This window comes from uncultured Gelidibacter sp., assembly GCF_947500795.1.
In the GTDB taxonomy this organism is placed as follows: domain Bacteria; phylum Bacteroidota; class Bacteroidia; order Flavobacteriales; family Flavobacteriaceae; genus Gelidibacter.
Window position 1 is genome coordinate 12,794 of sequence record NZ_CANMTE010000005.1, and the last position, 12,261, is coordinate 25,054.

8 protein-coding genes and 1 tRNA gene are annotated in these 12,261 nt (G+C 38.8%); 6 read left to right on the plus strand and 3 right to left on the minus strand.

From position 1 onward, the window contains the following. Positions 1-25 precede the first annotated feature (25 nt). Together Q0947_RS12035 and Q0947_RS12040 are read left to right on the plus strand one after the other, a co-directional pair. Positions 26-1,261 (plus strand): metallophosphoesterase, encoded by a 1,236-nt coding sequence (locus Q0947_RS12035; protein ID WP_299397711.1) that lies wholly within the window; start codon positions 26-28, stop codon positions 1,259-1,261. A gap of 99 nt (positions 1,262-1,360) precedes the next feature. Next, a complete protein-coding gene (locus Q0947_RS12040; RefSeq protein WP_299397714.1) occupies positions 1,361-1,657 on the plus strand; it encodes a thioredoxin family protein in 297 nt (98 codons plus the stop codon). On the opposite strand, the gene Q0947_RS12045 is transcribed toward Q0947_RS12040, so the two are convergent. Then, entirely contained in the window at positions 1,654-2,340 is a 687-nt protein-coding gene (locus Q0947_RS12045) for a polysaccharide deacetylase family protein (RefSeq protein ID WP_299397717.1), read from the minus strand. The two genes, Q0947_RS12040 and Q0947_RS12045, sit on opposite strands and share 4 nt — an antisense overlap. A gap of 6 nt (positions 2,341-2,346) precedes the next feature. Continuing rightward, the gene (locus tag Q0947_RS12050) at positions 2,347-5,658 is read right to left on the minus strand and encodes a DUF2723 domain-containing protein (protein WP_299397720.1); all 3,312 of its coding nucleotides are present in this window, start codon (positions 5,656-5,658) and stop codon (positions 2,347-2,349) included. Between the two features lie 228 nt (positions 5,659-5,886). Here Q0947_RS12050 and Q0947_RS12055 point away from each other — a divergent pair. Further along, positions 5,887-5,959, plus strand: a tRNA-Gln gene (locus Q0947_RS12055). A 586-nt stretch (positions 5,960-6,545) separates the two neighbouring features. On the opposite strand, the gene Q0947_RS12060 is transcribed toward Q0947_RS12055, so the two are convergent. After that, entirely contained in the window at positions 6,546-7,370 is an 825-nt protein-coding gene (locus Q0947_RS12060) for a universal stress protein (RefSeq protein ID WP_299397723.1), read from the minus strand. A 154-nt stretch (positions 7,371-7,524) separates the two neighbouring features. Between Q0947_RS12060 and rimP the strand changes: the two genes are divergently transcribed. The 3 genes from rimP to infB are packed head-to-tail and all read left to right on the plus strand — an operon-like array spanning position 7,525 to position 12,122. After that, positions 7,525-7,992, plus strand: a complete 468-nt coding sequence (gene rimP, locus Q0947_RS12065; RefSeq protein ID WP_299397726.1) for a ribosome assembly cofactor RimP — start codon at positions 7,525-7,527, stop codon at positions 7,990-7,992. Positions 7,993-8,004: 12 nt separating this feature from the next. Beyond that, positions 8,005-9,237: a transcription termination factor NusA gene (nusA, locus tag Q0947_RS12070; RefSeq protein WP_299397729.1), complete on the plus strand. Its 1,233-nt coding sequence runs from the start codon at positions 8,005-8,007 to the stop codon at positions 9,235-9,237. 29 nt (positions 9,238-9,266) lie between these two features. Beyond that, positions 9,267-12,122, plus strand: a complete 2,856-nt coding sequence (gene infB / locus Q0947_RS12075) for a translation initiation factor IF-2 (RefSeq protein WP_299397732.1) — start codon at positions 9,267-9,269, stop codon at positions 12,120-12,122. Positions 12,123-12,261: the final 139 nt, after the last annotated feature.

Sequence of the window (12,261 nt, forward strand, 5' to 3'; positions counted from 1 at the left end):
TTTATCTTTGGTAAAAACTCCTTTTATGTTGCGATGGGTCCTATTCACCATATTTTATATTCTCATATCGCTATATGGATTTCAAGCCATTAGGACACTTACAAAGGTTAATTGGGTGCATTATGTATTCATCGCCATTGCACTTATCATTGCAGGAAATTTAATTCTACAGTTCACTTTTGGGTCTGCAGGCCGCGTCCTATCGCCTTCAAAAAGTTATGCCTTCGGATTTATTTTAGCCTTTATGTTGTTCAATTTGTTCATGATTGTGTTTCTCTTTGGGGAAGACATTGTGCGGGTGATAACCGGGCTGTATTCTAAATTCTTTGGCCCTAAAGAAACGTTCTACATGCCCTCTCGTCGAAAGTTTGTGAGTGGCATTGCGCTTGGCGTGGCGGCTATTCCTTTTGCATCGATGCTTTACGGCATGTATAAGGGGAAATATAATTTTAAGGTGATCAAACACGTCTTGCATTTTGAGGATTTGCCTGCTGCTTTTGATGGGTACAGGATTACGCATATTAGTGATATCCATTCCGGAAGTTTCGACAATCGGGCAGAAATTGAGCACGCCGTTAATTTGATTAAGGAGCAGCGGAGTGATGCCATTTTGTTTACCGGCGATTTGGTCAATAATAAAAGTTCCGAAATGTTGCCTTGGAAGGATTTGTTTGCCGAATTGAAGGCAGATGATGGGGTGTATTCGGTTTTGGGGAATCATGATTATGGCGATTATATTGATTGGGATTCTACGGCTGAGAAAAAGCAGAATCTTGAGGAATTGATAGCGCTTCAGAAAGATATGGGTTACGATTTGCTCCTTAATGAACATCGGTTTATTGAACGCGATGGGCAGCGTATTGCCGTTTTGGGAGTTGAGAACTGGGGGAAAGGTGGTTTTAAGAAAGCTGGCGATTTGAAGAAAGCGGCAGAAGGAGTGAAGCCTGACGATTTTAAAATTTTGATGACGCATGATCCAAGCCACTGGGATGAGGTGGTGATAAGCGATGATTACCATTACCATTTAACCTTGAGCGGGCATACGCACGGGATGCAATTTGGGATTGAGATTCCAGGGTGGATAAAATGGAGCCCTATAAAATACCGATACAAACATTGGGCGGGCGTTTATAGAGAAATGGGCCAGTACATTAACGTTAACCGAGGTTTTGGTTATTTAGGGTTTCCGGGACGAGTGGGAATTTGGCCTGAAATAACTGTTATTGAACTCAAAAGAGGAAAAAATTCGGTTATCACATAAAGCTAAGATTCACCCTCAGCAAGCTATTTACGTATGTTTTAGGATAATAAAAAAAAAATAAGTAGGTTTGTAGTAACACATTTTTAAACATTAAAATGTATGTCAAAATTTGGGGAACTTATAGATGTCGACATTCCTGTGTTGTTGGATTTTTATACAGAATGGAATGATCAGTCTACCGCAATGCATCCTGTACTAAGAGATGTAGCTGCTGCACTTGGAGACAAGGCAAAAGTGATCAAAATAGATGTTGATAAAAATAAGGACTTGGCAGAGGCACTTCGCGTAAAAGGCCTACCTACGCTTATCATCTATAAGGGCGGCGAAATGAAATGGCGGCATAGCGGAGAACAAGACGCTAATACGCTCATCAATATCCTTCAAGAATATATCTAGAATTCAATACTTTTAAACTGATACCCTTGCTTGCTGAAATGTTCTAGGGTTTCTGATAATGCGTGCATCATTCGCGGCGCGGCTTTCACGCTGTCATGCAACACGACAATGCTTCCTGGGCCTGCTTTTGAAGTGATATTTTGTGCGCAGTCTTCTTTTGATAACTCCATTTTCCAATCCAGAGCCAAAACATCCCACATGATAATGTTGTAACCTAAGCGACGCAAGCGTTTGCCTTGACTAGGTTTGATTTGGCCGTAAGGCGGCCGGAAGAGATTGCTGACCTGCCCGAACGTGCCTTTTCGGTACGAGCGGGTTGTTGAGTTTAAGACTTCAAGCTCCTGATTCATGATGTGCGTTGTTTTTACGACTTCAGCAACATAATCTTCCGTGCGGGTACGCCAACCACGAGGGTGGTTATAGGTGTGATTGCCTACTGCATGCCCATCTTTTAATATGCGATGAAAGATTTCAGGGTGCTTTTCTACATTATTGCCAATACAGAAAAACGTGGCTTTGGCATTGTATGATTTTAGGAGGTCTAAAGTCCAATCGGTGATTTCTGGCGTTGGCCCATCATCAAAAGTCAAGTAGATGACTTTTTGATCTTGAGGCATATTCCACGTATAATTTGGGAATATGCCTTTGATCAATTTTGGTGTTTTTATAGGAATAAGGTTCACTACCAGTTATTCAATTTGTAAGAGGGTATCAATGGTATCTTTAGTTAGATCGCGTTCCTCTCTTGGCGCTTGTCGTTGTGGTTCTTCGCCCATGAAGTGTTTGAACAAATTCAAGTAATTATTGAATTTCTCAGTTTCTTGCATCGCAAAGTCTTTATCATTGTAAATAACAAGAATGTCCACTAAGCTTCTATAGCGCTCAATATCGGTAACAATTTCATCCAAGTAACGCGTTTGGGTATCTATGGAAAGTCCACTGTAATATGTTAGGCTTTCTTGGTATTTCTTGCTGACGTCCTTATAGAGTTTTCTACCTTTTTCAATACGGCCCATTTCATAGTATCCACTGATGTAAGGCTCCAATAAGGTGTAGAATCCGAAATAATCAACAGGCATTTGTTTCATCGCTAAATCAGCGATTTTTTCAGCTTTTTCAGGTTTGTCCTCGTTGATTAATTGCTCCACTAATCGTGCTAAATTACCACGGTAGGTAATAGAGTTTTTACGGGTTTCAACATCGTGATAAATGTTAGGGTCGTTACTATTACCCCAATCCCAAGCCATCACTTGTTTGTACATAGCTTCACTGTCAACACGGCCCATATCAAACGGATTTGCTCTATCAACAGGAGTTTTAATAGGCACTAATTTGTAGCAAAGACCATCCAATTGAAGGTAATCCTTCATCCAGATATAATCATCATCACCAAAACTACCGCCTGTAAAATAGATAGGACGTTCCCAGTTGTTATTGGCGATAATATCCAACATCAACAATCGATTTTTGTAAAGCGCACCGCCTTTAATTTCAATAACAATCTCATCTACAATTTTATCAGCATCTTTCTCTTTAACAATACCATGTTTTAAAACCGATGCTTTATCCACAGGGATTCTGACAAACTTTGTAGGGTAGTAGTTAGAATTTAACATGTTTGATGGGTAGCCACTCGTGTCTCTACCTTCTTGTTGTAAAGCGTGCTTGAGTTTAGTCCGCGGATTGTCACTACTCACAAAATTCATGAAATCTTTAATATCTAAGGTGTCTTTGGTGATTTCCTTCTCAACAACATAATCGCGCGTACCATAACGGTATTGCTCATGCGTCAGTTGCGATGGGATAGGATCACTTTCATAAGCCTTACGCTTCATTTGGTCAATATACCAATCTGTTTGAAACAAACTCGTGTTAATAACCCTCACATCTCTACGGATGCCTTCAATTTCTTGGGCATACCACAACGGGAAAGTATCATTATCTCCAATGGTAAATAAAATAGCGTTTGGTCCGCAAGATTCGAGGTATTTAACGGCCATAGCGTGAGCTGTTCTCTTGCCAGAACGGTCATGGTCATCCCAATTGTTGGCTGCCAATATGCCTGGAACCAAAATTAAACACGCCAAGGTAACGGCATGCGGTAAGAATTTTGAGTTGACATATTTTCTAAGCGCATCAAAAAGAGCGTACACCCCAAAACCTATCCAAATAGCAAATACGTAAAAAGATCCTACTACAGAATAGTCACGTTCGCGAGGTTCAAATGGACGGACGTTCGTGTAAAACTGAATGGCGATTCCCGTCATTACAAAGAATACGAGTAAGGTCCAGAATACCTTTTTGTCCCTTCCAATTAAAAATAAGAAACCGATTAGCCCTAAAATTAACGGTAGGAAGTAATAGGTGTTTCGTGCTTTATTGTTTAAAACATCGCTTGGTAAATTGTCTTGTGACATGTTGAGGTGCCATGCATCAAAAGGTTTGATTCCGCTGATCCAATTTCCATTCAAGTCGTCATATTTTCCTTGGATATCATTTTGGCGACCCACGAAGTTCCACATAAAGTAGCGCCAGTACATATAGCCAAATTGGTACTCAATCATGTATCCGAAATTTTGGATCAATGATGGTTTCTCGATGTTTAAGTACTGTCCGAATTGTTTTAGGAATTTATGGTAGTCGCTATAATCTACTTTTCCTTCTCTCACATTCATTTTAAAATCAGTCACGATACTTCTGATCTGATTTTCCATTTGATATTCTGGCTTGATATTAAAATCTAACAATCCAGTAAACATCATATAGTTTTCAGCGTTTTCACCACTCCACATTCTTGGAAGGATGGCGGCATGCTCAGAATTGAAATTCTGTTTCGCGTTTTTATAATCGTTTACAATAACGTATTTGCCCGCAGCTTCATCCTTTTCATAGTTAGGCTTATCATCAACATAAGGCTCGTTTTCATCAAGACCAGTGTATTGTTCTGTAAATAATGGGCCGTAAAACAAGTGAGTTTCCGGATACTGTTCCAAATTATAGTAGGCCAAAAGCTCACGTGCATCTGAAGGGTTATTTTCGTTGACGGTTACTTTAGCATTCGCTCTAATAGGTAACATTAACCAACAGGAGAACCCGATAAATATAAAGAGTAGGCACAACACTAAGGTATTGGCGATAGGTTTGTGATGGTCTTTAGTATATTTCAATCCGAAATAGAAGGCCGCCACCACAATAATAAAGGCAATGATAGTCCCTGAATTGAAAGGCATGCCCAAACTATTCACAAAAAAGATCTCTGAAGCACTAAATATTTTTAGCGCATTAGGAAGCAATAATTTAAAGATGAATAATAAAATGGCAGCTGACACCACGTTGGCCACGATAAAATTAGTGACGGTAATGGTTTTGTAATTTTTAAAGTAGTAGATCAGACCAATGGCAGGAATGGTCAAAAGTCCCATAAAGTGAACTCCAAAAGAAAGTCCAATAACAAAAGCGATCAGGATTAACCAACGGTTTCCACGGGGTTTGTCCATGTCTTGTTCCCAACGAAGGGCAAGCCAGAACATCACGGCCATAATCAACGTGGCCATTGCGTATACTTCAGTTTCAACCGCATTAAACCAAAACGAATCCGTAAAGGTGAACGCTAAACTTCCAACGAGTCCACTACCTAGAATTGCAATTTTTTTAGAAGTCGTAAATTCTTCTTCCGTCTTCACCAATTTTTTAAGAATCAGGGTGATGGTCCAAAACATAAATAAAATGGTGAAGGCACTGGCCGCACCACTCATCATATTCAACATGGCACCAATTTGGGAAGGCTCAAGGGCAAACATTGAAAAGAAGGCACCAAACATTTGGAATAAAGGTGCTCCTGGAGGATGTCCTACTTGAAGTTTTGCGGAAGTCAATATATATTCTCCGGCATCCCAAAAACTAACAGTTGGTTCAATGGTAAGTGCGTAAACAGTAAATGCAACTGCGAAGGCGAACCAACCTAAAATGGTATTCCATTTTTCAAAGTTGAAATGATTCATAGATTTTTTGGTTGAAATTGAGTGGCGAATTTAAGAATAATAATATAAGAGGAGAAAGTTTTTAAGTAAACGTTAAGTATTTCTAAAATGTTTTTTTAGTGTGATTACTGGGCTTTGACGCTGATAAAGAAGGGGATTGGAAAAAAGGTGTTTTTTATTTGTGTTTTTTCTATGAAAATATTTGCGCAAATAAAACTTTGTAGTAAATTTGCATCCTCAATTAGAGATTGGCCTATGGTGTAACTGGCAACACGTCTGGTTTTGGTCCAGAAGAGTCTAGGTTCGAGCCCTAGTAGGCCAACAAGAATTGAAATCCCGATATAGCAATATGTCGGGATTTTTTGTTTTTATGGTTTTTAGAAAATAGAATAGAGAGAAGAGAGAAGAGAGAAGAGGCTTATGCTCAAGTCTTTGTTCCTTATTTATTATCTTAAATCGAAGCAAATACAAGTCTAACAGCGAAGCGGTCTCTATTCTCTATTCTAACAGCAAAGCGGTCTATTTTACAAGAATAGAGAGTAGAGAGAAGAGACTTGTGCTCAAGTCTTTGTTCCTGATTTATAATTCTTTTGTCCTATCTTAAATCGCAGCAAATACAAGTCTAACAGCGAAGCGGTCTTTGTTCTTTGTTCTAGCAGCGAAGCGGTCTATTTTTCAAGAGAATAGAAAAGAGAGCAGAGAGAAGAGACTTATTCGGGTTTGTTTTCAAATCTTGGTTCTCGATGTATGATTCTTTTGTCTCAATATAATTTCAAATTAGACTCAAATTTCAAAATGAAGCAAATACAAGTCTAACAGCGAAGCGGTCTCTATTCTCTATTCTAACAGCGCAGCGGTCTATTTCAACAGCGCAGCGGTCTTTTTAACAACAGCGCAGCGGTCTATTCCTATATTTTAAACGTAATCACCGGTCGTTTTGAATGGTTCACTAAATCTTCGCTAATACTGCCGTTAAAGAAATGCGCAATCCCTTGTCGGCCATGCGTGCTTATTCCAATTAAATCGGCATCAATTTCTTTGGAGAAATTTAAAATCCCTGTTTCAACACTTTCATCATTATAGATGTGCGTGGTATAATTCTTAAAATCAGAATCTTTAATAAAGTTTTGGATCCGTTTCTTCGCTTCGGAAGTCGAGGTAAAGTTATTGGCGGTATTTACCATTACCAAATACATTTGCGCATCAAAAAGTTTCGCGATATCTCCAGCTTGTTTAAATGTGGCGGCGTTGTCTTTATTGAAGTCTGATGCAAAAACAAAACGGTCAACAGTAAATTTGGCATGTTCATTTTTAATCACCAACACCGGAATATCTGATGTGCGGACCACCTTTTCAGTGTTAGAGCCTATAAACATTTCCTTTAGGCCTGTGGCGCCGTGTGATCCCATAACAATGAGGTCGACATTATATTCATGACAGGTATCAATAACGCTACTGAAGGAAGGGTAGTTTTTAACAATGTCGTGAACTCTAATGCCTTCAAGATAGTCTCTGGCCATAAGGTCTTCAAACTTTTGTTGCGCCAATTTCATGAAAAACATAGCTTCCGGTAAAGGGCTGCCCGTGTTCATCATATCAACTTCTTGTAGTGGTAGTTCTAGCAGGTGCAATAAATAAATTTCAGAACCATGTTTTTTAGCCAATTGTGCAGCTACTTTTAGAGCATTTTCTGCTTGTTCTGAGAAGTCGGTGGGTACAAGAATTTTTTTCATGACGAGGAAGCTGCTTAGTGAATCCTAAATTTAATAATAAAATTCGACTTTATATCCTTTGGATAAGTCAATAAAAAAATCGTATATTTGCACCGCTGAATGGTAAAAGAAAACACGAGGGGACAAGGAAGTCCCCTCTTTTTATACTAACTATATGCTAAGTGAGAACATAGTTAAAGATCTAATTGATAACGCATTAGAGGAAAGATCGGATCTTTTTTTGATCGATTTAAAGATGGGGGCTGATAACAAAATCAGCGTGGTTATTGATGGGGATAACGGTGTGACTGTAGAGGATTGTATATTTATGAGTCGCGCTATTGAGCATAGTTTGGACAGGGAAAATGAAGATTTTTCTTTGGATGTTGCCTCTGCCGGAGCGACTTCGCCATTAATCAACATGAGGCAGTATAGAAAGAATGTTGGTAGAACCTTGGAAGTAAAAGCAAAATCGAATTCGAAATTTGAAGGAAAATTAATCGATGTTGATGACGCAGGAATAACCTTGGAATGGAAAACAAAAGAACCTAAACCAGTTGGTAAAGGTAAAGTAGTGGTAATCAAGCAGGCTAAAATTACATATGATGATATTTTAGAAGCTAAAGTGGTAATAAAATTTTAATTCGATACAGTTATGGAGAATATTGCGTTAATTGATTCTTTTTCAGAATTTAAGGACGATAAATTAATCGATCGTGTAACCTTAATGGCGATTTTAGAAGATGTTTTGAGGAATGCATTGAAGAAGAAATACGGAGATGACGATAACTTTGATATCATTATAAATCCTGATAAAGGAGATTTAGAAATTTGGAGAAATAGAGTTGTTGTAGCTGATGGTGAGGTTGAAGAGCCAAATCAGGAGATTGAATTATCTGAAGCACGCAAAATAGAACCAGATTTTGAGGTGGGTGAAGATGTTGCAGAAGCAGTAAAACTTATCGATTTAGGAAGACGTTCAATTTTGGCATTACGTCAAAACTTGATTTCTAAAATCCATGAGCATGATAATACGAATATCTACAAGCACTTTAAAGATTTAGTTGGCGAGATTTATACCGCTGAGGTACACCATATCCGTCACAGAGCTATTATCTTATTGGATGACGAGGGTAACGAAATCATCCTTCCAAAAGAAAAACAAATCCCTTCTGATTTCTTCCGTAAAGGAGAAAACGTGAAAGGTATTATAGAAAGTGTTGAGCTTAAAGGAAATAAGCCAACCATCATTATGTCTAGAACAGCTCCGGTATTCTTGGAGAAATTGTTCGAACAGGAAATCCCTGAGGTTTTCGACGGATTGATTACTGTAAAACGTGTGGTTAGAATGCCAGGCGAAAAAGCAAAAGTAGCGGTAGATTCTTATGATGATAGAATTGATCCTGTTGGAGCTTGTGTGGGTATGAAAGGATCTAGAATCCACGGGATTGTTAGAGAATTGGGCAATGAGAACATTGACGTGATTAACTACACTACCAATATTCAGTTGTTCATCACCAGGGCTTTAAGTCCAGCAAGGGTGACCTCTGTAAAAATCAATGAAGAAACGAAACGTGCTGAAGTACTTCTTAAACCAGAAGAAGTAAGTAAAGCAATTGGTAGAGGTGGACACAATATCCGTTTGGCTGGACAGTTAACAGGATATGAAATCGATGTCTTTAGAGAAGGTGCTGAAGAAGATGTTGAGTTATCAGAATTTACTGATGAGATTGAAGGATGGATCATTGCAGAATTCAGCAAAGCAGGTTTAGATACTGCTAAGAGTATATTAGAACAAGATGTTCAGGATTTGGTTAAAAGAACCGATCTAGAAGAAGAAACAATTTTAGATGTTATCAGAATTCTTAAAGAAGAATTTGAAGAATAGCACATATTAAGTTATATTAGAAGCAATTTATGGCTGATACAATTAGATTAAATAAAGTATTAAGAGAACTCAATATTTCCATTGACCGTGCAGTTGATTTTTTAGAATCAAAGGGCATTGCTGTGGAAAAGAGTCCCAATACGAAAATATCAGAGGATGTTCATACCATTCTTTCCAATGAATTTCAAACCGATGCCAATAAGAAAATGGCCTCTCAGGAGGTTAGTGAGGCGAAGTTGAAAGAGAAGGAAGAACTACGTCTGCAGCGCGAAAAGGAGATTGAAGAAAAACAGAAGAAGGAAGAGGCTAGCAAACAGCAAGTTGTAAAAGCAAGAGCTTCTTTAAGTGGACCTAAACAAGTTGGTAAAATTGATTTAGAGCCTAAGAAGTCTGAAAAAGTTGAAAAAACTGAAGCGCCTAAGGCAGAAGAGCCTAAGGTAGAGAAACCTAAAGCTGAAGAGCCTAAGGTTGATACGCCGGTTGAAGCTCCAAAGCCAGCTGAGCCTTCAGAAAAAGCGACACCAGTAGCAAAAGAAACTCCAAAAGTAGAAGCGAAGGAAGAAGTTAAGGCTGAACCTAAAAAAGCGGAAGCTCCTAAGGAGGAAGTTAAGAAAGCGGAACCAGTCCAAAAGACAGAAGCTCCAAAAACTACTGAAGCAGCAAAAGGTCCTGAAGTTGCACAAACACCTAAAACTCCTGAGTTTGGTGATGAGCAAATCAAAACGCAATATCAAAAATTAACTGGCCCTAAAATTGCCGGTGAAAAGATAGATCTTTCCCAGTTTAACAAACCGAAGAAGAAAAAAGAAGAGCGCAAGCCAGTAGGTGCTGCCGCTGACGCCAATAAGAAAAAGAGACGTCGTATCAGTAAAGGTCCAGCTGCTCCAGGTGAGAAACCAGCATTTGGTGCCAATAGAGGTACAAGTCCTAACTACAAAGGTAAAGCAGGAAATAGAACTAGTACTGTAAAAGAGGAGCCTAGCGAAGCTGATGTTCAAAAGCAAGTTCGTGAGACTCTTGAAAAACTTCAAGGGAAATCCAACAAAGGTAAAGGCGCTAAATACAGAAGAGATAAGAGAGATCAACACCGTTCACAAACGGAAAGAGATATCGAGCAGCAAGAAGCGGAAAGCAAAGTGTTGAAAGTAACTGAGTTTGTTACGGCAAGCGAGGTGGCTACAATGATGGATGTTCCGGTGACGCAAATTATATCGGCATGTATGTCCTTAGGAATGATGGTGACGATGAACCAACGTTTGGATGCTGAAACATTATCAGTTGTTGCTGATGAGTTTGGTTACGACGTAGAGTTTGTAACCTCAGATCTAGAAGACAGCATTGTTGTTGTTGAAGATAAACCAGAAGATTTAATTCCGCGTGCGCCGATTGTTACAGTAATGGGTCACGTAGATCACGGTAAAACATCACTTTTGGATTATATCCGTAAAGAGAATGTAATTGCAGGTGAGTCTGGAGGAATTACACAACATATTGGAGCCTACGGGGTGCAATTGGATAACGGCCAAAAAATGGCATTCTTAGATACACCTGGTCACGAGGCCTTTACGGCAATGCGTGCACGTGGTGCTCAAGTAACGGATTTAGCGATTATTGTAATTGCTGCGGATGATGCTATTATGCCGCAAACTAAAGAGGCTATTGCTCATGCACAAGCTGCAGGAGTGCCAATTGTGTTTGCGATTAATAAAATTGATAAGCCAAGTGCGAATCCTGAAAAAGTAAAAGAAGGCTTAGCGCAAATGAACTTGTTGGTTGAAGACTGGGGTGGAAAAATCCAATCTCATGATATTTCAGCTAAAACAGGTGAAGGTGTTAAAGAATTATTGGAAAAAGTATTGTTGGAAGCTGAATTGTTAGAGCTTAAAGCAAATCCTAATAAAAATGCTGTTGGTACTGTTGTGGAAGCCTTTTTAGATAAAGGTAGAGGTTATGTATCAACCATCTTAGTACAAGCCGGAACATTGAAAGTAGGAGATTATGTCCTTGCTGGTAAAAATAGTGGTAAAGTAAGAGCAATGCATGATGAACGTGGAAATGACGTTAAGAGTGCAGGACCTTCTACGCCAGTATCAATCTTAGGATTGGACGGTGCGCCACAAGCTGGTGATAAATTCAACGTTTTTGCTGATGAGCGTGAAGCGAAACAAATTGCTGCTAAGCGTACACAATTACAACGTGAGCAATCTGTAAGAACTCAACGTCATATTACACTTGATGAAATTGGTCGTCGTATCGCCCTTGGAGATTTCCAAGAGTTGAACATTATCCTTAAAGGTGATGTGGATGGATCAGTGGAAGCATTGACAGATTCATTCCAAAAACTATCTACTGAAGAAATTCAAGTAAATATCATCCATAAAGGTGTTGGAGCCATTACAGAAAGTGATGTGTTGTTAGCAACGGCTTCTGATGCTATTATTATCGGATTTAACGTACGCCCAATGGGTAATGCACGTCAGATTGCAGATAAGGAAGAAATCGATATCAGAATGTACTCTATCATCTATGATGCTATTAATGACCTTAAAGATGCGATGGAAGGCATGTTGTCTCCTGAGCTTAAAGAGGAAATTACAGGTACTGCTGAAATTAGAGAAATCTTTAAAGTGTCTAAAATTGGAACGATTGCAGGATGTATGGTTACCTCTGGTAAGATTTTCAGAAACTCAGGCATTCGTTTAATTAGAGAAGGTGTAGTAGTCTATACAGGTGAGCTTACCTCTTTAAAACGATTTAAAGACGATGTTAGAGAAGTTTCTAAAGGTTACGATTGTGGTATGCAAATTAAGAACTACAATGACATTAAAGAGAATGATGTGATTGAAGCATTCCACGAAGTAGAAGTGAAAAAGAAATTGAAATAATATTTTAATTATATAAAACTAAAAAAGCGACTCTATTGAGTCGCTTTTTTTATTTCTAATAGTTTGGTACTTGTCTATATTTAGTGCCAGTAATCTCCTTTATATGATTTTACAGGCCTTAACAGCTGTTGTAAGCCTC

Excerpts from the sequence above, each read along its gene's own strand:
- nusA (WP_299397729.1), top strand. The coding sequence starts at position 8,005 with ATGGAGAATATTGCGTTAATTGATTCTTTTTCAGAATTTAAGGACGAT.
- infB (WP_299397732.1), top strand. The coding sequence starts at position 9,267 with ATGGCTGATACAATTAGATTAAATAAAGTATTAAGAGAACTCAATATT.
- rimP (WP_299397726.1), top strand. The coding sequence starts at position 7,525 with ATGCTAAGTGAGAACATAGTTAAAGATCTAATTGATAACGCATTAGAG.
- Q0947_RS12060 (WP_299397723.1), bottom strand. The coding sequence starts at position 7,370 with ATGAAAAAAATTCTTGTACCCACCGACTTCTCAGAACAAGCAGAAAAT.
- Q0947_RS12040 (WP_299397714.1), top strand. The coding sequence starts at position 1,361 with ATGTCAAAATTTGGGGAACTTATAGATGTCGACATTCCTGTGTTGTTG.
- Q0947_RS12050 (WP_299397720.1), bottom strand. The coding sequence starts at position 5,658 with ATGAATCATTTCAACTTTGAAAAATGGAATACCATTTTAGGTTGGTTC.
- Q0947_RS12035 (WP_299397711.1), top strand. The coding sequence starts at position 26 with ATGTTGCGATGGGTCCTATTCACCATATTTTATATTCTCATATCGCTA.